The 21,099-nt window shown below is 47.4% G+C and carries 18 protein-coding genes; 4 read left to right on the top strand and 14 right to left on the bottom strand.

Features of this window, described 5'->3' with window-relative positions; translation table 11 throughout:
- Positions 1 to 7 precede the first annotated feature (7 nt).
- Positions 8 to 2,650, top strand: a complete 2,643-nt coding sequence (gene ppsA, locus ACTHMC_RS29310; RefSeq protein WP_440418636.1) for a phosphoenolpyruvate synthase — start codon at positions 8 to 10, stop codon at positions 2,648 to 2,650.
- Here ppsA and ACTHMC_RS29305 read toward each other — a convergent pair.
- The 7 genes from ACTHMC_RS29305 to ACTHMC_RS29275 form a co-directional block, all read right to left on the bottom strand.
- On the bottom strand, positions 2,621 to 3,265 hold the full coding sequence (locus ACTHMC_RS29305; protein WP_440418647.1) for a class I SAM-dependent methyltransferase: 645 nt from the start codon (positions 3,263 to 3,265) through the stop codon (positions 2,621 to 2,623). The genes ppsA and ACTHMC_RS29305 overlap by 30 nt on opposite strands.
- Before the next feature lie 39 nt (positions 3,266 to 3,304).
- Complete coding sequence (locus tag ACTHMC_RS29300; RefSeq protein WP_440418635.1) at positions 3,305 to 4,072, bottom strand: hypothetical protein; 768 nt, start codon at positions 4,070 to 4,072, stop codon at positions 3,305 to 3,307.
- 91 nt (positions 4,073 to 4,163) lie between these two features.
- Positions 4,164 to 5,054, bottom strand: a complete 891-nt coding sequence (locus ACTHMC_RS29295; protein ID WP_440418634.1) for an SDR family oxidoreductase — start codon at positions 5,052 to 5,054, stop codon at positions 4,164 to 4,166.
- Positions 5,055 to 5,126: 72 nt separating this feature from the next.
- Positions 5,127 to 5,711, bottom strand: a complete 585-nt coding sequence (locus ACTHMC_RS29290; protein ID WP_440418633.1) for a Crp/Fnr family transcriptional regulator — start codon at positions 5,709 to 5,711, stop codon at positions 5,127 to 5,129.
- A gap of 53 nt (positions 5,712 to 5,764) precedes the next feature.
- Positions 5,765 to 6,394: a response regulator transcription factor gene (locus tag ACTHMC_RS29285; protein WP_440418632.1), complete on the bottom strand. Its 630-nt coding sequence runs from the start codon at positions 6,392 to 6,394 to the stop codon at positions 5,765 to 5,767.
- Entirely contained in the window at positions 6,378 to 8,333 is a 1,956-nt protein-coding gene (locus ACTHMC_RS29280; RefSeq protein WP_440418631.1) for an ATP-binding protein, read from the bottom strand. The genes ACTHMC_RS29285 and ACTHMC_RS29280 overlap by 17 nt, the downstream gene beginning before the upstream one ends.
- A gap of 294 nt (positions 8,334 to 8,627) precedes the next feature.
- Positions 8,628 to 9,281, bottom strand: coding sequence for a nuclear transport factor 2 family protein (locus ACTHMC_RS29275; RefSeq protein ID WP_440418630.1), 654 nt, complete (start codon positions 9,279 to 9,281; stop codon positions 8,628 to 8,630).
- A 257-nt stretch (positions 9,282 to 9,538) separates the two neighbouring features.
- Here ACTHMC_RS29275 and ACTHMC_RS29270 point away from each other — a divergent pair, with 257 nt between their 5' ends.
- Positions 9,539 to 11,740 carry a B12-binding domain-containing radical SAM protein gene (locus tag ACTHMC_RS29270; RefSeq protein WP_440418629.1) on the top strand — a complete coding sequence of 734 codons (2,202 nt, stop codon included), beginning with the start codon at positions 9,539 to 9,541 and terminating at the stop codon, positions 11,738 to 11,740.
- Between the two features lie 71 nt (positions 11,741 to 11,811).
- Here the strand turns inward: ACTHMC_RS29270 and ACTHMC_RS29265 are convergent, their stop codons facing one another.
- On the bottom strand, positions 11,812 to 13,113 hold the full coding sequence (locus tag ACTHMC_RS29265) for an MFS transporter (RefSeq protein WP_440418628.1): 1,302 nt from the start codon (positions 13,111 to 13,113) through the stop codon (positions 11,812 to 11,814).
- 39 nt (positions 13,114 to 13,152) lie between these two features.
- Positions 13,153 to 13,656, bottom strand: coding sequence for a cupin domain-containing protein (locus tag ACTHMC_RS29260; protein ID WP_440418627.1), 504 nt, complete (start codon positions 13,654 to 13,656; stop codon positions 13,153 to 13,155).
- A 47-nt stretch (positions 13,657 to 13,703) separates the two neighbouring features.
- On the opposite strand from ACTHMC_RS29260, the gene ACTHMC_RS29255 reads away from it, so the two are divergent.
- Both ACTHMC_RS29255 and ACTHMC_RS29250 read left to right on the top strand, forming a co-directional pair.
- Positions 13,704 to 14,126: a secondary thiamine-phosphate synthase enzyme YjbQ gene (locus ACTHMC_RS29255; RefSeq protein WP_440418626.1), complete on the top strand. Its 423-nt coding sequence runs from the start codon at positions 13,704 to 13,706 to the stop codon at positions 14,124 to 14,126.
- Positions 14,127 to 14,217: 91 nt separating this feature from the next.
- A complete protein-coding gene (locus ACTHMC_RS29250) occupies positions 14,218 to 15,057 on the top strand; it encodes a hypothetical protein (protein WP_440418625.1) in 840 nt (279 codons plus the stop codon).
- 85 nt (positions 15,058 to 15,142) lie between these two features.
- Here ACTHMC_RS29250 and ACTHMC_RS29245 read toward each other — a convergent pair whose 3' ends face one another.
- From ACTHMC_RS29245 to ACTHMC_RS29225, 5 genes are all read right to left on the bottom strand, one after another.
- Entirely contained in the window at positions 15,143 to 16,666 is a 1,524-nt protein-coding gene (locus tag ACTHMC_RS29245; protein ID WP_440418624.1) for a flotillin family protein, read from the bottom strand.
- 7 nt (positions 16,667 to 16,673) lie between these two features.
- Positions 16,674 to 17,240 (bottom strand): serine protease, encoded by a 567-nt coding sequence (locus ACTHMC_RS29240; RefSeq protein WP_440418623.1) that lies wholly within the window; start codon positions 17,238 to 17,240, stop codon positions 16,674 to 16,676.
- A gap of 142 nt (positions 17,241 to 17,382) precedes the next feature.
- Positions 17,383 to 19,167, bottom strand: a complete 1,785-nt coding sequence (locus ACTHMC_RS29235; RefSeq protein WP_440418622.1) for a 3'-5' exonuclease — start codon at positions 19,165 to 19,167, stop codon at positions 17,383 to 17,385.
- Positions 19,168 to 19,229: 62 nt separating this feature from the next.
- Positions 19,230 to 19,931 carry a LytR/AlgR family response regulator transcription factor gene (locus ACTHMC_RS29230; RefSeq protein ID WP_440418621.1) on the bottom strand — a complete coding sequence of 234 codons (702 nt, stop codon included), beginning with the start codon at positions 19,929 to 19,931 and terminating at the stop codon, positions 19,230 to 19,232.
- The gene (locus ACTHMC_RS29225) at positions 19,931 to 20,974 is read right to left on the bottom strand and encodes a sensor histidine kinase (protein WP_440418620.1); all 1,044 of its coding nucleotides are present in this window, start codon (positions 20,972 to 20,974) and stop codon (positions 19,931 to 19,933) included. Before ACTHMC_RS29225 ends, ACTHMC_RS29230 begins: the two co-directional genes overlap by 1 nt.
- Positions 20,975 to 21,099 lie beyond the last annotated feature (125 nt).

Here is a 21,099-nt window from a genome sequence, read left to right as displayed (position 1 = left end):
TCCGCACATGAATAGTCAACACTCCTACACACTTGACTTCCGGGATATCGGTACAGAAAGCCTGGCACTGGCAGGAGGCAAAGCCATGAACCTGGCAATACTGTCAAGGATCGACGGGATTCAGGTGCCCTCAGGCTTCTGCATCACTACTGAAGCATACAGGACCTGCATTGAAACGGATACCTCCATACAAAAAATGATCGACCAGCTCTCTGTACTAAATGTGGAAGAAACAGATTCCATTAAAGTCCTGAGCGCTGAAATACGGAATGCCATCTCAGGCATCCCCATACCTGCTGTTATTTCCCGGGAAATCAGTAACAGGTTATCAAATACGGACCCCACCACCACTTACGCAGTCAGATCAAGCGCAACAGCGGAAGACCTGCCGACAGCTTCTTTTGCAGGGCAACAAGACACCTACCTGAACATCTCCGGAGCAAACAGCATGCTGGAACATATCAGCAAATGCTGGGCATCCTTATTCACCGAAAGAGCTGTCATCTATCGCATCCGGCACAATATCGATCACCGGCAGGTGCGATTGGCCGTTATTATTCAGGAAATGCTTTTTCCACAGGTTTCCGGGATCTTATTTACAGCAGATCCTGTTAGTTCCAACCGGAAAGTGATTTCCATCGACGCCAGCTTCGGACTTGGCGAAGCCATGGTCTCCGGATTGGTGAACGCTGATAACTACAAAATAGAAAATGGAAAGATCACTGAAAAAAACATTTCCCTCAAGCAGCTCGTGATTTCTCCCGCCAGTAATGGAAGCACGGAAAAAGAGAGTGTTCCTGCTGTACAACAGAACAAACAAGCCCTCACGGATGAACAGATCCTGACACTGGCCATCCTGGCAAGAAAGATAGAAGCGTTTTTCCATACTCCACAGGATATCGAATGGTGCCTGGTAAACGGGAAATTCCATTTTGTTCAGAGCCGGCCCATCACCACCCTGTTTCCCATTCCTGAAACAACTGACCAGGAAAAACATGTTTTTATCTCTGTAGGTCACCAGCAAATGATGACCAATGCAATAAAACCGCTGGGAATATCCATCTGGCAACTGACCAGTAGCCGACCCATGTATACTGCTGGCGGAAGATTATTCATCGATATAACAAATGACCTGTCATCTCCCGACAAAAAATATGTGCTCCTTAACGTATTGGGAAAGTCCGATCCTCTTTTTAAAGATGCCATCAGTTCTATCATGCAACGGGAGGAATTTACCGGGCGGGAGCAACCAGGTAATAAAGAGAACCAGGCACCCCAGGGTACTTCCACGCCGGATTACCAGACTATAAAAGATTTCGACGCCGGCATTGTTACAGCAATGATCAGCAACAGCCAAAAGGAAATTGAAGAGCTCCGCCAAAATATCCAAAGCAAGTCGGGACTGGAATTGCTGGTTTTTATTCAGGAACATCTTAAACTAATAACCAGAACGGCTTTCGCCCCTCAAAGTTTCGATGTTATTTTCACTGCTGTGAATGCCGCATTCCGGATCAATGAAAATATACAGGAATGGCTGGGGGAAAAGAATGTGGCCGACAAGATCTCGCAATCCGTTCCCAATAATATTACTTCGGAAATGGGGCTCGAACTGATGGATCTTGCCGATGAAATCAGGCCTTACCCCGCCATCATTGATTTTCTGCAACAAACCAAAGACGGAAATTTCCTGGATGAACTTTCCAGGTTTGAAGGAGGAAGTAAAATCCAGCAGGTGTTTAAAAACTTCCTCCACAAATATGGCATGCGATGCGCCGGAGAGATCGATATCACCCAAACCCGATGGAGCGAAAACCCCGCCCTTCTCATTCCCACAATTCTTACGAATCTAAAAAATTTCACACCAGGAACCAGTAAAAGAAAATTCAATCAGGGATTACAGGAAGCGGTCAATAAAGAAAACGAGATCATAGAACGGCTGAAACAACTACCCGATGGAGATCAAAAAGCCGCCGAAACAAAACACCTGATAAGGCTGGTGCGTGATCTGAGCGGATACCGGGAATACCCGAAATACGCGATCGTGAGCCGTTATTTTATTTATAAACAGGCATTGCTGAAGCTGGCCGCAGAACTGGTTCAGAATGGAACGCTCCCGGAAAAAGAAGATATTTATTACTTGAACTTCGAAGAGTTAAAAGAAATTGTTCGCACCGGCAAGATCAACCATCAGCTTATCCAAAAAAGAAAAGAAGACTTCAGATTCTTTGAAAAACTTACCCCGCCAAGAGTGCTCACCTCAGACGGGGAAACCTTTTCAGGAAAATACAACCGGAACGACCTGCCTCCTGGCGCCCTTCCCGGAATTGCTGTTTCCTCAGGGATCATAGAAGGCAGGGCAAGGGTAATTAAGAAAATGGAAGAGGCTATCCTGGAAAGTGACGATATCCTGGTTACCAGATTCACTGATCCTAGCTGGACTCCCCTCTTTGTTGCTATTAAGGGCCTGGTGACGGAAGTAGGCGGGTTGATGACCCACGGATCAGTCATCGCGCGTGAATATGGCCTCCCGGCGGTTGTTGGAGTAAATAATGCTACCCGGCTCATCAAAAACGGACAAAGGATCCGGGTAAATGGTTCTGATGGTTATGTGGAAATTTTATCAGACAACGCCTTCCCCGAGAACCAATAAACTAATGAATGTGATTTGCTGCTGATGATCTATCTGGATTTCTGATTGCTGCCTGCAATAAGGCAGCAGTCTTTCTATAAATGGCCTGGCCATAAGCCGCTGTGGCGTAGCCAGCAATATAACCGTTCCTTTGAGTAGAAACCTTTGTAACACAATATAGAGCTGTTCAAACTGCTCAGGGTCATAATTGATATCACTTAACAGCAAAACATCAGCTTCCAGGTCCGTTGGCAAATTATTCCAATCAAGCAACCGGCAACTGGTGTTGGCAAGTTGCAGATGTTTCACTGACTGCAACATAGTAGTCACGGCTGCATCCAGGTAATCGCTGCAACAGACGGATTTCGCATACCTGGCTGCCACAAAACCCGGCAAACCCAGTCCGGCAGCTAATTCCAATACAACCTTGTTTTGAACCAACTCTGGATGCTGCGCTATAAAGTCTGCCATTCCGAATGCAGAAGGCCATAACCTGGTCCAGTGCGGAAAAGGCAAATCGGCGCCCCCTTTCCGCTGCCGGAAATATTCTTCCTGAACTTCCTTTGCGTCGGGAACAAACAGCTCAATGCTGAAATCCGTTCTTTGAATCTTTTGTATATGCAGAGATACCGGCATCATTATGCCACAAAAATAAGCATCAGGAATGCAGCGTGCTCAGAACTTGATCTGTAATTTCTGGGATACAAGTTTATCGTTTTTGTAATATTCGTACATCCACTCCTCATTCTTTTTAAATACTACCCCATTGATATTTCCATCTACGGAAATGAAATAATCCTGCATGGATGTCTTCAACAGCGTAAGTACTTTTTTAGGAGTTGTATCGATGAGTTGAAATCCATTGGGAGTGGCCTGTGCATACAGAACACCTGTGGATTCAGTAACAGAGGGCGTTGTTGGAGCAGGAGCCTGCACCGGAGCAGGCGCTGGTGCTGTAGCAGTAGTAGTAGTTGCAGGAACCGGAGCAGGTTGCGTTTGCAGCACTGCTACCGGTGCCTCGTATTTATAAGGTACAGCTTCCAGGGAGGTATAGGCATCGCGCAAAGCCATATCATAGGCTGTCTGGAATTCCTTCTCCCTGCTCTTTCCCTCCTTGCTTTTGAAAACAATATTACCCTGGCAATCTTTCAGGGTAAGTGTAAGCTTGGTAACAAAAACACCGCTGCTGGAAGTTACGTCAGCAAACAAAGCATTGCATTTATTGGTGGCCACTTCTGCCGGAAGGCCCTCGTTGTTCAAAAAGGCCTCAAATCCCTTTTCTTTCAGTAACAGTTTGGTCAGCGTATTCATTCCATACAGGTTGTCCTGCTTCAGAAACCCGAACCGCTCTGGCACAATGATATATTTATAATTATTGAGCGTGAGCTGTGAAAATACAGAGGCCGAAAATAGTATGCAGATGGACAGCGCGATTGCTTTCATATAAAGTATTGCTTCGTAATGGAAAATATAGCAAGGAAGTTACGATTTTTTCATTACTGGCAATGGAAAGCACCAAAATCTATACCCTAAATCATTCAAAATAAACGCCTGATTTCAGGTCCCCGATCAACTCTATCTGTGCAGGTTTCCACCCCAATACAGATTTACTTATTTCAGAAGATGCCGGGCAATCCATTTTAGCAAAATGTGTAAGGAACCCGAAATGAGCTTCCGCCTCAGCACCGTCTTTGCTTTGCACAGGTAGTTCCAGCCCCTTTCCTATTTCACGGGCAATTTCCCTGAACGGCACACCTTCTTCCGCCACCGCATGGAAATTCTTCTGATCAGGCTGTTGTTCAAGAATCAGCCTGTATATAACGGCAGCGTCTAACCGATGTACGGCCGGCCAGCGATTATTTCCATCACCTATAAATGCCGACACCTTCTTCTCTTTTGCCATACTGATGGCCATCGGAATAAACCCATGGTCTCCTTTTCCATGGACCGTATGCGGGAGTCTGACGATATAGGAATTCACACCCATGGCTGCTACAGTATTTGCCGCTTCTTCCGAAGCTGCACGGGGAACCAGATCGGAACCTGAAGGAAGGTCGTTTTCCGTTACAACCCTGTTGTATTTAAGCAACCCTATTCCAGAGGTGATCAATAAAGGCTTGCCGGAGCCGGCCATTGCTTCACCCATTGCCAGGATCACCCGGCGGTCATCTTCACAGCTGGAGGCATACTTACTGAAATCATGATTGAATGCCGTGTGGACCACTGCATCTGCAAGCGCTGCGCCTTCTTTAAGACTGCTCTTATCTTCCAGGCTTCCGCGATGCACTGCTGCTCCTGCATCGATCAAAGCCGCTGCTGAACTGTCTGACCGGGCTAATCCGGTTACCTGGTGCCCGGCCTTCAACAATTCCTGAACTATTGCGGAGCCTACAAACCCCGAGGCTCCTGTTACAAATACTCTCATAATAAATGACTTGATTTTATTGTACAAAACTCAGTCAATTCAATGGCAGAAACATGGTCATTTGACCATAATTCAATAACCATTTATTTGAGTATGGCGGATGCGTGTAAGTGTTTTGAGAGAGATGCCAAGGTAGGCTGCTATCATATGCAAAGGAAGCCGTGAAAGCAAGTCGGGGTATTGACTCACAAACTCTTTGTATTTTTCTTCAGGCGTTCTGCTCAGCATGCTGAACAAGCGCTGGCGGCTGCTATGACTGTTTCGGGTGACCAGTTGACGGGAAAAACTGCTCAGTAAGGGGATCTCAGCCAGCAGGAGATCAAAATCGGTTTTTGTCCAGCAGAGCAACTCACTGGGTTCCACAGCTGCAATATTAAAGGTAGCAGGTTTTTGATGATCATAGCTTTCACCATCTATCACCCAGGTATTTTCGGGTGCAAACTGCAGGATATGCTCGCTGCCATCGGCCACTGTACCATAAATCCTCATCAGTCCCTTTCCTACAAATGCTTTATGCCTGCAAACCTGCCCTTCGTACAGCAGTACTTCATTCCGCCGGAGGGTCCGGCGTATTGCCACTGAAAGCACCCTCGCGGTTTCCTCATTACTGATGCCGGTGTGAGAACGCAGATATGTTTCAAAAACTGTCATTTCCATTTCAAATGTAAGCGATCTCCGTTTATTGAGATGGAAAATGATACTGCATTTTTTTACAACAACCCTGATTTCGTTGCCATCCTGATCAGCAGTGCTGTATTCTTCACATCAAACTTTGTCAGGAGGTTCTTACGATGACTGTCCACCGTGTGCATACTCAGAAAAAGTTTCTCTGCGATCTGCATATTCGTGAGCCCGTCGGCTATCAGCTGCAATACTTCTTTTTCACGGCTGGTCAGCACAGGGCTTTTCATTTCCCGTTTATCGGCGCCCGAAAGATGCAGGTCAAGGCTCATATACAGCCTGCCTTCATATACCGAAAGAATGGCCTCTTCAATTTCTTCGCGCGAAGCGCTTTTCACCAGGTAGCCCGATGCCCCATGTTGTATCATCTGGGAAATATAGCTGCGTTCCTTGAACGTGCTCATGGCTACGACTTTTACCGATGGAAATTCCTTTTTTATTTTTTCTGTCAGTTCTATTCCACTCACTTCAGGCATATTGATATCAGTGAGTACAATATGAGGCAATTGCAGTTTGATCATTTCCATGGCCTCCCATGCATTGGTGGCAAGGCCTGCAAGTTGCACAAATGAGATCTGGTTAAGCATGGCGCGCATGCCTTCCAGTACCATCGGATGATCATCCACCACCAATACACTGATCTTATCTGTTTTGCTCATGCTCATCTATTATACAATCTATATGAATGGATGTTCCTTTACCGGGCGCCGCTTTGATATCCATGCTTCCGTGCAGATAGTTCACCCGCGAGCGGATATTGCGCAAGCCCGCTGTGCGCATATTTTCCAGGTTGGCAGTATCGAACCCTTTTCCATTGTCTTCAATGGTGATGGTAACATGATCCTGCTGCCTGATCACCTGCGCTAAAATAATGCTGGCGCCGGAATGTTTGATCGCATTGTTCATCAGTTCCTGGATGATGCGGTACAACACTATCTCAACGGATGGCGCCATACGTTGCTCCAATCCGTAAAATTCGCAGGTAATGGAAAAGCTCTGTGATTCGGCAAGGCCATCACAAAAATCCTGCAATGCCTGTTTAAGCCCCATGTTAAGAAGCGCTTCAGGCATCATATTATGCGCCACACGTCGCATTTCACTGATAGATTCATCCAGCTTATTCAGGGCATTATTGAATGCCCTGCCATTCTCTTCCGTTAATATCAGGTTCCCCTTCATAGCTCCCAGTTGAAGTTTAACACCACTCAATAATCCGCCCAGACCATCATGAAGGTCTTTGGCCAAACGGCTGCGTTCATCCTCCTGTCCTTTGAGCAAAGACTGTGTGGCTAATAATTGTTTTTCGGTTTCCAGTTCGCTGATGCGTTGTTGCTGCAGTTTCTGTTTGTTCCGGTAGTTGAGGTAGCTGAGGATAAGAATGATGAGCAGTGCAACCGCTCCGCTGATCAATACATAGTTCAACGTATTTTTCTGCCGGATGGTAGCTTCGTGAAGTTTGATCTGGTTTTCTTTCTTCTCAGTTTCATATTTCTTTTCCAGATCAGCTGCATTCAATGCCACTTCTTCGTTCAAAGCCGCTTCCCGCAAGGAGTCCGCTTTACCGCGCGCCATGGTTGACGTTCTGAAATCGCCATCCCTCGCAGCGATATACGACAGCAGACGGTAAGAATCCTGCGCCTGTTGTTTGATGGAATCTTTCTCAGCTATTTCCAGCGCCAGCTTTACATTCCTGTAAGCGGCTGCATTGTTATTATTGTAGAAATTAGCAGCTGCAAGATTGTAGTAAGAGCTTGCTTCCAGTTGCCGGCTGTTGAGCTCTTTTGCAAGTGGCAGCGACTGTTTTGCCATCTCCAGCATCTTATCATAGTTACCGGTATTGGAATAGAAATTAGCTGCATATTTATAAATAGTGCCCTCGGCAAACTTATCATTCAGCCTCTTTGATTCACTGATGGCTTTTGTAAAATAGATGTCGGCGCTGTCTGTTATTCCCATCACTTCATAGGTTTGTGCGGCAGCTGCATACACCCTGTTGATATAGTCATTTCTCTTTCCGAATTCTGAGTAAAGGCGGATGGACAACAGCGCATAATCCAATGATTTCCGGTTTTGCCCAAGTGATGAATACACATTACTGAGCCCATGATACAGCCCGGAAAGCTTGGCGGAATCCTTGCTCATTTCCACTTTATCTTTTGCCTGCAAAGTGTAATCGAGTTGTTCCTGGAATTTGTCCATATATCCGTAACAGATAGCAATATTGTTCAGCATCACTGCTTCATATCCGGTGTTTTTCAGTTTTTTGGCCATTTCCAGCCCTTCCTTGCTTTCCTTTAATGCCTGCTCGAAATCACCATTGGTAAAACTTACCACAGTGGCTCTTTCATAGTACAGGTAAAGTCCCAGATTATATTTAAGGGTGGATGAGAGCTCGCGAAGCTTTTTGAGCATCAGGGTGGCGGAATCGAGATTGCTTTTCTCATAGTTCATGGCCAGCCTGTACAGGGTTCTGACCTTATTGGTGTCTTCTTTATGAGCCTTCAGCGCAGTCAACAGACTATCATTGCCCTGTTCCTGGCAGAAAGAAGCCAGGGGCAGCATGCAGAACAGCAGTAATAATGAGAAAAGTTGCTTCATACAAAACAAGATAGGTTTTACTCATGGCCCAGGCAAATAAACGAAGCCTGAATCAGATCTGTATCCCTTTTTCAGGTGATTCTGCCGGAAATCGGGGCCGACTTAAATGGAATGTCACTATTACTTGAGGAGCAGTCGCTCATCCCCGCAAGTGACGGATATACGGTCGCCTCCGGCAACACGGTGCCCGCCGGAGGGCAGCAAATAGAAGTCACTCACGGGAACGCGAGCCACCGGGCACAGTGAAAATAAATGGAGCTGACCATTTTTGGGCAGCCCCATAGCTATCTATATTTATATCATTCCATTTTTATTGGCAGAAACAGCGGGAATTTCCTGTTCGATCGAAAACCGTTTTTTGACTTGTCGGCCATCCAGGAGCAGGAATTCATAAAAAACGAAAGGACACCCGTCCTTTGTTCCTGAAGATTGACCCAATGCATAATTTCCATCCATGATTATGCGGTGTACAATCCTGTTTTCATTTCGAAACAGGTTTACTAAATCTTCTTCAATATGATCCTCCGCAGCATTTTCCTGTAAAGGATGACCCTGCCCGGCCAGATCTTCCTGCACTACCAACGCATCCTGGTCCGGGGCCTGCTCCAGTTCCTGTACGGCATCCCAATGCTCCACGATCAAACCATCCTCTAACCTGAACAGGTCGGCCACCGCCAGCCATTTCCCCTGCATATTGATCAGCATGTACATACCCACCAGGTCACCGGAAGCGAGCACCAGTTTAACCGGGGACTGATCCTGCTTTTGCACAGGCATCTTTTGTAAAGTCAGTATTGCCTCCCGCAAACCGGACAGGCCATCTTTCAATTGAGGACTATGCTGGATATATTCAGGATGGATAAAAGCAGGAATGACCGACACTTCACGGCTGGCGATCACATTTTTATAGAAAGAGAGTACAGTCTGTTTATTCTGGTTGTTTTGCATAACAGTGATAATGTAGAATGAAAATTTACTTTCCGGGAATATGTAAAAAGAAATAAAGGTGGCGGGCTGCAAAGCAGGAACCTGCCGCTTAAGCGGGGAAGTCTGTGATCAATATTGTATGTATGCAGTAAGAAAGTATACTCAAATTTAAGTGGAAATTTTGAATGGATAGCATTATTGGATAAGCTCCGCATTTGGTGCAGCCCAGAGCCCGTCATCCCGCCTTTTTCACTTAATTTTGCACCAAATTCCCAGATTTGAGTGCTACTGTTTTTTTGCTGACGCCGCCATTCACACAATTGAATACGCCCTACCCGGCCACCGCTTACCTGAAAGGATTCCTGAATACCAGGAATATTTCCTCTTTTCAGGCAGATCTGGGCATCGAAGTAACAGTGGGCCTTTTCAGCAGCACCGGCCTTACAGAGCTCTTCAGGCAAATCAACCAGCACCCGCCGGCAGCACCTTCCGAAAATATAGCCCGCATCATTGCATTACAGGATGATTATATTTCCACTATCGATGATGTGATCCATTTCCTGCAGGGGCATAACCCTACCCTGGCCCACCGCATCTGCAAACGTGATTTCCTGCCGGAAGCCAGCAGGTTTGCACAACTGGAGGACCTCGACTGGGCATTCGGCTCCATGGGTACGCAAGACAAGGGAAAGCACCTTTCCACCATGTACCTCGAAGACCTTTCCGACCTCATTCAGCAATGTGTGGATGAACATTTCGGTTTCAGCAGGTATGCAGAAAGACTGGCCCGCTCCGCCAATAGTTTCGATGAGTTGTATGAAGCATTACAAAAGGATTACTCATATATAGACCAGCTGCTGATCGGTTTCCTGCAAAAACATATGGAAACAGTACAGCCCAGACTGGTGGCTATTTCCGTACCGTTCCCGGGCAACCTGTATACATCATTGCGCTGCGGCCAGTGGATCAGGAAAAACTACCCCGGCGTGAAAGTGGCTATGGGTGGCGGTTTCGCCAATACAGAGCTTCGCTCCCTTTCCGATCCCCGCGTTTTTGAATTCTATGACTTCATTACGCTCGATGATGGAGAAGCGCCCATCGAAAACCTGGTTCACCATATCGAAGGCAGCAAAACCATTGAAGAGCTCAAACGCACATTCACCCTGGTGGATGGACAGGTGACCTACTTCAACAATAAAGCCTGCACCGATTACAAACAGGGACAGGTAGGTACACCGGATTACAGCGATTTTCAGTTAGACAAATACATCAATGCCATCGAAGTGGTAAACCCCATGCACCGCATGTGGAGTGATGGCCGCTGGAACAAACTAACGATGGCGCATGGTTGCTACTGGGGCAAATGCACTTTCTGCGATATCTCACTTGATTATATCAGGCTCTATGAACCTGTTGCGGCTTCCCTGCTGTGCGACAGGATGGAAGAGATCATCGCCCAGACCGGCCAGAATGGTTTCCATTTTGTAGATGAAGCCGCGCCACCCGCACTGATGCGGGCCCTGGCGCTGGAGATCATCAAACGCAGGCTGGTAGTGAGTTGGTGGACCAATATCCGTTTTGAGAAAAGTTTCACCCGCGATCTTTGCCTGCTGCTCAAACGTTCCGGTTGTATTGCCGTTTCAGGTGGACTGGAAGTAGCCAGTGACCGCTTGCTGGACCTCATCCAGAAAGGGATCACCGTAGCTCAGGTAGCACAGGTGAACAAAAATTTTACGGAAGCCGGTATCATGGTACACGCTTACCTGATGTATGGATTCCCCACACAGACCGCGCAGGAAACCATCGACTCCCTGGAAATGATCCGTCAGATGTTTGCCGCAGGCATCCTGCAATCCGCCTTCTGGCACCTCTTTACCATGACGGCACATAGCCCTGTAGGACTGGAGCCTGCAAAATTCAACGTAAAAAAAGAAAACGAAACCATCGGCAGCTTTGCCAATAACGATATTGTACATATCGATGAAACAGGCGCCGACCATGAAGCCTTCGGTTATGGCCTGAAGAAATCATTGCTCAATTATATGCATGGCATCGGACTGGAAGAACCATTACAGAAATGGTTCGAGTTCAAGGTGCCGAAGACAAAGATCGCCCCTGATCATATTCAGCAGGTGCTCACGCATGACCTGTACAGCAGCGCAAAACCAACTTCCAGGATCGTTTGGCTGGGCCGCAATCCTAAGGTGGAACATTTCACCAAATCCAAAAAAGGCAGCCAGTGGGAAATGACATCGCTCTCCTTCCAGGATAAGAAATCAACGTTCAGCATCAGCGTGAACAAAGAGCAGGGCGACTGGCTCGCGGAAATGCTGGGCAAACTATCAGTAAGCAATGCAAAGACCTACACTTTGCAGGAAGTGATGGACAGCTACCATGCAAGCGGCTTTGAAAACTTTGAATTGTTCTGGGATAATAAGCCGGTGAATACCCTGCATAAAGTGGGACTGCTGAAATTATAATTCAAACAGATGATATAAAACGTTCAGATCCGGCAAAGCACAGGGAAAGGCAAAGGAATACCGCCAGTCCTTTAATTAGCATCTTCATTGATGCGGGAGGTATGCTTTGTATCTTTCATGGTGAGATAAACCATCAGGGAGATAGCAATGCAACCGGTGATATACCAGTAGAAATAATTTTCGTGACCAATCTTCTTCAGCCATAGCGCTATGTATTCCGCACTGCCGCCAAAGACTGCCACAGTAAGTCCATAGGGCAATCCAACCCCAAGTGCGCGGACCTCAGCGGGGAACAGTTCAGCCTTTACTATTGCATTGATGCTGGTATATCCGCTCACGATCACCAGAGCGGCCATGATGAGGAAGAAGGCTATCCAGATAGAGCTGGTCTGGCTGAGTGCCTGCAACAGCGGTACTGTAAACAATACTCCCAGCAAGCCAAAACCGATCAGCAGCGGTCTTCGGCCGATCTTGTCGGAAAGTCCGCCCAGCAAGGGTTGCAGCATCGCAAACAGCAGCAGGCTCACAAATGAGATATTGGTGGATTGTTCCTTGGTGAGCTGCACGGTATTCACCAGGAACTTCTGCATATAGGTGGTATAAGTATAAAAAGCGAGGGTGCCGCCGAGTGTCAGCCCAACTACAGTAAGCACTGCTTTGGGATGTTTCAGCAATTCGCTGATACTTCCTTTTTTTGTTTTGCTGGTATTGCGCTGCGATTCAAAGCTGGGTGTTTCATGCAGATTGGAACGCAGGTAGAGCGCCACTACAGAAAGGATGGCCCCGATGGCGAAGGGGATCCGCCAGCCCCATTGGTGCAACTGCTGATCTGTAAGCAATAATTTCTGAAGTATGATCTGTATGCCCAGTGCTACCAGTTGCCCGCCTATCAGGGTCACATATTGAAAGCTCGAATAGAATCCTCTCCTGTTCTTACTTGCCATTTCACTGAGATAAGTAGCCGAAACACCGTATTCCCCTCCCACACTCAGTCCCTGCAGCATCCTGGCCAGCAGTAAAATCACCGGCGCAGCTATTCCGATCTGCGAATAAGTTGGCGTGAAAGTGATGAGCAGAGAACCGAACGACATCAGTAATACAGACCAGGTCATGCTTACTTTACGGCCTTTCTTATCCGCCAGTCTTCCGAAGAGCCAGCCACCGATGGGGCGCATCAGGAACCCCAGCGCAAACACGCCGGCTGTGTTCAGCAGTTGAGCTGTTGTATTGCTCGCAGGGAAAAAGGAAGCAGAGAAATAAAGTGCAAATGCCGAATAAGCGTACCAGTCGTACCATTCCACCAGGTTACCGATGGTGCCGCCGATAATGGCTTTCAGCCTGGAAGCAGAGATCTTTTCAGTTTGGTTTGACATACTCTTGCAGTTGAATCCCGCGCCAAGATACCAAGGATATCATTGCCGGCAAAGTCTCCTGATGCCCGCTGCATACTGCGGATAAAGCCGGCTCAGTTCTTCAGCCTTTGCCAGTTCAAAATCGGCAAAATCAAAGCCCGGCGATACGGTGCATCCAGTGAAAGCAAAGCTGGTTGCAGGATCCGGCTCACTGGCAAACCAGCAATCACCAGGTACTACAAACTGGAAGACCTCGCCTGCCTCAGCATTACTGCCCAGCTTCACCGTCTGCCAGCTGCCATTTTGGTGAATAATATGCACCAGTAATGTCTGCCCCGCATAAAAATGCCAGCACTCATCACTTTTGATCTTATGGAAAGCGGAAAAATTACCCTTCTCCAGCAGGAAATAAATAGCGGTGGAAAAAGAACGTTTTCCACCAAAGCGTTCCGGCAAGGCATCCGCCGCCACAGTTTCCGTACTTCGATAGGTTTCTTTGTAATAACCACCTTCGGGATGTGGCAATAATCCATATTGACGGATCAGCTGTTCAACTGTATTCATATCCTGGTATTGGCCGCCAATATAATCAAATCCTGTATCTTACCGGTATGAAACTGTACCAGCAACAGCTCTCGCTGCCGGCGAAGAGAAGAGGTTTCCATCTCATTACCACTGAGATACTACGTGCAATGCCGCAGTTGGCAGGCATCCAGGCAGGTATTTGCCAGGTATTCATTCAGCATACTTCTGCAAGTCTCACCATCAATGAGAATGCAGATCCAACGGTACGTGTGGATTTTGAGACCTGGTTCAACAAAGCTGTTCCGGAAAACGATCCGGATTTCCTGCACAACGATGAAGGCCCGGATGATATGCCGGCGCATCTCAAAGCTTCGATACTGGGTACGCAGGTACTGATACCTGTCCGCAACGGAAGACTGGCCCTGGGCACCTGGCAGGGCATTTACCTCTGTGAGCACCGCGATCATGGTGGCAGCAGGAATATCCTGATAACAGCCTGGGGTGAATAGCCACATCAAAATTCCTTAATACAGATTTATTCATCAGTTGTGCTTGTATGAATGCAGGAGTGTATTTTTGCGGTCCAAATTAATCACACCCATGATGAAACAATTAAGAAACCTCTGCTGCATCATCCTGTCAGCAGCATTCCCGCTGATGATGAAAGCCCAGACTGTTGAAGAAGTGGAAAGAACAGCCGATAAAGTAGGTAATACCGTCAACAAATTAGGGGGTATGTTCAAAAAAAAGAACAAGGAAAAGGATAGGGAAACGCCTGCTGCCACTAACTCAAACACTACTCCTGCATCAGGCAGCAACAAGATCACCATCAATTCAAAATACACTTTCACAGCAGGGGATACGCTGCTGTTCTCAGACAATTTCGAATCAACGGAAACCGGCAGGTTTCCTGAACAATGGAAAACTGACGGCAGTGGTGAAGTGGTTACTATTGACGAATACCCTGGCAAATGGTTCTCCATTTCCCCCAAAGGCCTCTACATCCCCAGGATCAAAGGTGGTATCATGAAAGACTTCACCGTGGAATTCGACCTCATTATTGCCAATAATAACAATAGCCACACACTCTTCATGGATTTTGAAGATGCGCTTAATGGAAATTTTGATCTTTACCCGAAGAACCCGTTTTTGCAGGTAAGGATCTATGAAGGCGGTTCCGCGTGGGTAGACAATAAAGCGAAAAATGTTGATTCGCAGGTGAACAGTGCTGCCTATAACGAAGGGGGAAAGAAGAACCATATCGCTATCCGCAAACAGGGGGAGCGTTTACAGGTCTACATCAATGAGGAGAAAACCTTTGATATCACCAATGCATTTGAAGCCAAACTTACTTACAGTACATTCAAGTTCGGGGCCCAGTTCAATTCACCGGCAGCTTTCCTGGTATCCAACGTAAAGATCATGGGCATTACAAAATGATCGTACCGCATAAACTTTAATTACATTCATAAAGAAAATGGCTGCATGAACTCTCATACAGCCATTTTCTTTATGAATATAACTACTAATCTTTCTTTACCGGAAGATCGATGATGGCATCACCACCATTCTTCGGATCTTCCCCTTTCAGATAGCTGGGGAGGTTCAGTCCGGCCATATTGAACAGATCGTTCAGTGGCGGTACCGTCTTCATCATATTCGATACGAAGTTGGAAGTTGTGGTCCCGTTTTCTCCGTTACCATTGGCTGAATCCCAAACGGTGATCTTATCGATCTTGATATTCTTCACCGCTTCCACCTGAGTTGCTACCAGTTCAGGCAGCTTCTCGATCAACAGGAGCTGGAATGCTTTGTTGGCGTCGCCACCGGCAGCAGCCACCACCTGTTTGTAACCTTCGGCCTGTTTGGTAAGGATCTCATACAAACCATTTGCTTCGGCCTGCATTTTGGCGAAGATGGCATCCGCTTCACCTTTCGCATTTTCACGGATGGTTTCTGCTGCGGCCTGCGCTTCAATGATGGCGCGTTGTTTGGCGATTTCCGCAGGAACCACAATATTGGCCACCTGTGTAGCACGCTCACGCTGTGAACGGGCATCTTCCGCTCTTTGCTCAGCCACGTAAGAAGCTTCGAGGGCCTTTGCCTGCTGTACTTTTTCAGCAGAGATGGCTATACGAAGTGCTTCCGCTTCTTTCTCCCTTCTGAGGGCTTCTGAATTGGCGATCGAGATCTTTGCTTCGTTCTCACCCTGGATGGCGATGGCATTGGCTTCAGCCGTTTTCACACGTGTATCCCTTTGTGCTTCAGCCTTACCGATGGTTTCATCTTTTACCGCAGTGGCGATGCTGATCTCTTTATCTTTCTGCGTGATGGCAATTTTCACATCACGGTCGCGGTGCGTTTCCGCGATCTGTGTATCTTTTTCGCGGTCTGCCAGGGCCTTACCGGTTTCACCGATCTTTTCCTGTTCAGCCACGCTGATCTTGGCTTCGTTGATGGCTTTGGCAGCCGCTTCCTTTCCTAACGCTGCTATATAACCGCTTTCATCTTTGATATCCGTTACGTTCACGTTGATGAGCTTCAGACCGATCTTCTTGAGCTCACTGTCCACGTTCTTGGAGATATTTTCCAGGAATTTATCGCGGTCGGAGTTGATCTCTTCGATGGTCATGGTGGCGATAACCAGACGGAGCTGACCGAAGAGGATATCTTTTGCCAGTTCCTGGATCTGTTCTGCCGTGAGGCCTAACAGTCTTTCTGCGGCCGTATTCATATTATCGGCTTCAGTGGAAATGGCGATGGTGAAACGGCAGGGAACATCCACGCGGATATTCTGACGGCTCAGAGCGTTGGTGAGATTGGCTTCAATACTCAGTGGTTTCAGGTCGAGGAACGCATAGTCCTGTATCACAGGCCAGATAAAGGCGCCACCACCATGGATACATTTTGCGGATGCACCGCCGGTACGGCCATAGACAACAAGGATCTTATCACTCGGGCATCGCTTATACCTGCTCACTAAGGCCAGGATGGTTACAAACAACACTATTGCTGCAACCACAACAATCATAATGGGAGATTCGAACATATAGGGTTTAAATTTTTTCTACTATCAGGATATTATCACTTTCCACTTTGATCACCCGCACTACAGAACCGGTAGGAATGCGATCCTGTGCGGTCATGGCTTCCAGCTCACGCATGGAGCCTTTGATACTGATGAGCACTTTCCCTTTACCGCTCATCTGTGCGGGGATGGCTAGATAAACTTCAGCCGTACCACTGATGGTATTGCTGATGCGAAAGGAATTATCTTCTCCCAGTTTCTGTACCTGACGGATCACCAGGAAGAATATGAAGATGAAAGATATGCCGATGGCCAGGGCCACGGTGATCAGAAGGGTCTGATTGGGAATGGTAGTATAAAAAGAGATTCCGCCCCAGCTGAAACCAAGTAAAAAATTCACAAGATTACGCAGTGAGAAAAGCTGGAAGGGAGCTTCACCTCCATGTAAATCACTGTCGAAATCAGCACTCAATCCATCTGCTGTATCAGCGCCCACAAAGGTCATGATAGTCTGGATCAGGAAAATAATGCTTACCGGAATGGCGATGAACCAGAACAGTTTAAGCAATGAAGGGAGATTCTCGAGTACTTCCATACGCGATTGGCTTAGGTTTTTGTGTTCCGGGCTGGAGCCCGAAAGATAATCAATTTTATTATTAGTGTGCGAAATGAAGTTTTTGTTACGGTCAGCGTGCGGGCAGGAACAGTCAGGACGTGAGCAACTGGCAGCACCCTGATTAATCCATCAATCCCAATTTGCGAAGACGCGCAATGATGGAGCCTTTGGTCCTGCCGAAACTTTCAGCGATTTCTGCAATGGAAACAAAATCCTCGTACAACTCCGTCAATTCGTCATCCTGCCCCGATGACCAGGACTTGAAAGACTCGCTGGGCTGCTCTTTACGCCGGGTGGTTTCAAAAGCACGGTTTACCGGGGCAGGGCGTGCAGGTTTTAATGGCCCGGTGGTTTTCTTTTTTAATTTTTCTTCTTTGGGTTCCGTGCGGAATATGAAAGCGGAAGAAGGGAATTTTTCCGGAACCAGGTTATCGGGAATATGTAATTGTTGTTTGGCCCGGGTGAGCGCCACGTACAAAAGATTGATCTCTTCATTAAGCCGGCCGGTATCCACTGTTTCTTTTTTAGCAGCAGCCTCCCCTTTCGCTTTTTTCAGTTTGGATTCCGAAATAAAATCATTCACCAGGTGAACGATATCATATTCCATCCCTTTGGCGCGATGCACAGTGGAGAAGATCATATCCGCATTCTCACGGTCGCTATCCGCCACATGCAATTTTTTCAGGGAGCGAAGGATATCATAGATCTCATCGCCATATTCCTTCACTACTTCCACCATCATGGCGAGCTGCGGATCTTCTGTTTTCTCGATGTACTCTTCCAGCTCTTCGAGGCTGCGCATGGAGCCTATGAGCTTGTCGCGGATCTTATCAGGTTTGTTGGTTGCCAGGTTGAGTACATCATACAATGACGCGCCTTCATCCGCATAGGTATAGCTGTTGAAATTGCCTTCAAAGTAAATGCCTTTGATCTTGCGGTTATTGGTGATGTATTCGATGGCATTGAGCAGCAGCCCGAGATTAGTGCGGCCGATTGTGGCTTTTGTTTTCAGTTTTCCTGCTGTTCCCATGCCGGTGATGGGAACGGCCTGGTGAGTACCGATATGTTCCTTCCAGTACAGCACTTCCGTGGCCAGATCGGCTATATCCTGCGGAAAACGGAAACTGGTACTGAGTTGCAGGATATTGAAGCCGGTTCGCTCCAGGGAATTCACGGCATGCCGCCATCCATAGATCTGTTGGTGCGTATCTCCCACGATCACTTTTACGGCGCGTTGCTGAACAAAAACATCCAGCATGGCCGCACTGGCATCCTGCGCTTCATCAAAGAGGATGAAATCGAAGGGCAGCCTGGGACATTGCAGTTGAAATTTCTTTAAATAGAAATCATGGGTGATCTCTGTTTCCCGTTTTTCCATTTTCGCCAGGAGTTGACGGGTGCCCAGTTCTATTTCGGGATAATGCTTGCGTACAAAGGTTTTAGCTGTGGGATCGATGATACAATCCAGGTAATTCAATTCCTGCACTTTCTTTTTATCACTGTTGCAGAAGAAAGCGATGAATTTCTGGATATGAGTGGCAAGAATATACTCGGTATGTTTTTCGCCAGTGCTGCGCAGTCCCAGCAGTTCAACGATCTCGTGCGTGCGGAAATCTTTCTGCCTCACTTTATAACCCGAGCCTTTCACCATATAATCGAATGCCAGGGAATGGGCCGTTTCCACACGTACATTACGGAGGCCGCGTGCCTCGAATTTCTTCAGGGCTTCCAGTTTCACGGAGCGGTTGAAAGCGATATAGAGAATAGAAGCATTCGGGGGCCTGCTGGCTGCGTACTCGATGATGGTGGTAGTTTTACCGGATCCGGCAACGGCATTGATGGCCACATCGCTGTTGCTGTTGATCACGGCCATCTGCTCTTCGGTCAGCGTCTTCTTCTTACTCATTGTATTGCTCATAGTGTACTGCGGCCGGCAAATGTCGGACAAAGTATCCTGAATTCATGAGCTTACAGGCCTAGTTCTTTGAGAAAAACCTCTTTGTAATTACTTCCGATGGGAATTTCGATACGATGCAGGAAAACGCGGTTGCCCTCGATATGCGAGATAGCCGCTTTACTGATGATGAAGGAGCGATGCACCCGGATGAATTGCGATGCCGGCAACTGCTGTTCCAATGCCGTGAAAGTGAGCGAAGGCATATAGGTTTGCTGCGCCGTTACGATTTTGGTGTAATTGCCACTTGCCTCCGCAAAGAGAATGTCTTTAAAAAGTACACGAAAGATCTTGCTATCGGTTTTTATGAAGAGCGCCTCTTCCTCTTCCGCAACCACATTAACGGGTATACGTTTCCGGAGATTTTCGATGGCCTTGTCTACCGCCATGATGAAACGGTCCATGGAAAATGGTTTCAGCAGGTAATCACAGGCGGCCAGGTCAAACGCATTCACAGCAAATTCCTTATACGCCGTGGTGAAGATCACCTGTGGCGGCTCTTTGAGCGTTTTCATGAATGCGATGCCATCCAGGACGGGCATATTGATATCCAGGAAGAGGATATCCACGCGCTGCTGTTGCAGGGCAGCTTTTGCTTCCAGTGCATTGCTGCAGCTGGCCAGTACCTGGAGCTGTGGAAGATGTGCGCAGTATCCCTCGATGATCTCACGCGCTATCGGTTCATCATCTGCTATTACACAACTGTACCTGCCCATTATTTCGCTTTTATTTGTAACATCACGGTATATGCTTTTTCATTGTCCTGTATGCTGAGGTCATATTCCCCGGGATAAAGCAATGTAAGCCTTTTACGCACTGAATCAAGCCCGAAACCACTATGACCGTTGATTATGGGACTTTCCCCCTGCCCACGGCTATTGGAATTGGTAACGGCAAAGAGTATATTATTGCCCCAGGTCTTGAGTTGGATATCGATCTTTATTTCCTGGTCAGTGGTATTCTTAGCATGCTTGAAGGCATTCTCGATGAAAACGATCAGCATCAGCGGCGCGATCTTGATCTGCGGGTTCAGGTTGCTTTCGATCTCTGTATGCAGCAACAGCTTCTCCCCGATCCTCAGCTGTTCAAATTCGATATAATTCTTTATATAATCCACTTCACTCACCAGTGGCACAAATAATTCACGTGCTTCATACACGGAATAGCGCAAGAGGTCGGACAGTTTCAGCAGCAATGGCGGTACTTTTTCATGCCGGGTGAGGCTGGTGCCATAAATATTATTGAGGGTATTGAAAAGGAAATGCGGGCTGAGCTGGCTTTGCAGCAGCTGTAACTCGCTCTGGCTCTGGGCGGCGTCAGCGCGGGCTTCCGTGATCTGTCCTTTTACGGATATACGTACCAGTTTGATCAGCATACCGGTGCTCACACTGAGGATCAGTAATGGAATGCCCATCAGCAGCATGGCCATGAAGATGGAGCTCATATGGATAGTAGCGGCCGCCATGATGAAAACCACGATGATAAAAACCGGAATGATCACGGACAGGGTAACGAGCTGCCTTCTCGGCACTTCTTTGTGGATGCCGGCCACCATGATAGCTGCATAGCGGCCTGCAAAGATCCCCAGGAGAAAGAAAACGGTGATCAGGAATGCAGCCACTTCCTCTCCATCCCTCATTTGAGCATCCGTATAGAAAAAGGCGGCAATATACAGGGGAATGGCGGCACCGATAGTGATCCAGATAAGGCCGGGAGTGCTTTCCTGTGCAGGTTTGCTGTTGAATGATTTCAATTTCATATGCAGTTGATGGCTTCTTTTTGAAGCTGCTACAAATCTGTATTAACGCAACGGGTCCACGAAAACAAACTGATGAATCTTGTCTGTACCCTGACGGACACCGGTCCCCGCCTGATAAAATATTT

It is taken from the genome of Pseudobacter sp., assembly GCF_051955275.1.
In the GTDB taxonomy this organism is placed as follows: domain Bacteria; phylum Bacteroidota; class Bacteroidia; order Chitinophagales; family Chitinophagaceae; genus Pseudobacter.
Note: the sequence above shows the minus strand (reverse complement) of the source record. Positions and strands in the feature narration are given on the sequence as shown.

Excerpts from the sequence above, each read along its gene's own strand:
- ppsA (WP_440418636.1), top strand. The coding sequence starts at position 8 with ATGAATAGTCAACACTCCTACACACTTGACTTCCGGGATATCGGTACA.
- ACTHMC_RS29305 (WP_440418647.1), bottom strand. The coding sequence starts at position 3,265 with ATGCCGGTATCTCTGCATATACAAAAGATTCAAAGAACGGATTTCAGC.
- ACTHMC_RS29300 (WP_440418635.1), bottom strand. The coding sequence starts at position 4,072 with ATGAAAGCAATCGCGCTGTCCATCTGCATACTATTTTCGGCCTCTGTA.
- ACTHMC_RS29295 (WP_440418634.1), bottom strand. The coding sequence starts at position 5,054 with ATGAGAGTATTTGTAACAGGAGCCTCGGGGTTTGTAGGCTCCGCAATA.
- ACTHMC_RS29290 (WP_440418633.1), bottom strand. The coding sequence starts at position 5,711 with ATGGAAATGACAGTTTTTGAAACATATCTGCGTTCTCACACCGGCATC.
- ACTHMC_RS29285 (WP_440418632.1), bottom strand. The coding sequence starts at position 6,394 with ATGAGCAAAACAGATAAGATCAGTGTATTGGTGGTGGATGATCATCCG.
- ACTHMC_RS29280 (WP_440418631.1), bottom strand. The coding sequence starts at position 8,333 with ATGAAGCAACTTTTCTCATTATTACTGCTGTTCTGCATGCTGCCCCTG.
- ACTHMC_RS29275 (WP_440418630.1), bottom strand. The coding sequence starts at position 9,281 with ATGCAAAACAACCAGAATAAACAGACTGTACTCTCTTTCTATAAAAAT.
- ACTHMC_RS29265 (WP_440418628.1), bottom strand. The coding sequence starts at position 13,113 with ATGTCAAACCAAACTGAAAAGATCTCTGCTTCCAGGCTGAAAGCCATT.
- ACTHMC_RS29260 (WP_440418627.1), bottom strand. The coding sequence starts at position 13,656 with ATGAATACAGTTGAACAGCTGATCCGTCAATATGGATTATTGCCACAT.
- ACTHMC_RS29255 (WP_440418626.1), top strand. The coding sequence starts at position 13,704 with ATGAAACTGTACCAGCAACAGCTCTCGCTGCCGGCGAAGAGAAGAGGT.
- ACTHMC_RS29250 (WP_440418625.1), top strand. The coding sequence starts at position 14,218 with ATGATGAAACAATTAAGAAACCTCTGCTGCATCATCCTGTCAGCAGCA.
- ACTHMC_RS29245 (WP_440418624.1), bottom strand. The coding sequence starts at position 16,666 with ATGTTCGAATCTCCCATTATGATTGTTGTGGTTGCAGCAATAGTGTTG.
- ACTHMC_RS29240 (WP_440418623.1), bottom strand. The coding sequence starts at position 17,240 with ATGGAAGTACTCGAGAATCTCCCTTCATTGCTTAAACTGTTCTGGTTC.
- ACTHMC_RS29235 (WP_440418622.1), bottom strand. The coding sequence starts at position 19,167 with ATGAGTAAGAAGAAGACGCTGACCGAAGAGCAGATGGCCGTGATCAAC.
- ACTHMC_RS29230 (WP_440418621.1), bottom strand. The coding sequence starts at position 19,931 with ATGGGCAGGTACAGTTGTGTAATAGCAGATGATGAACCGATAGCGCGT.
- ACTHMC_RS29225 (WP_440418620.1), bottom strand. The coding sequence starts at position 20,974 with ATGAAATTGAAATCATTCAACAGCAAACCTGCACAGGAAAGCACTCCC.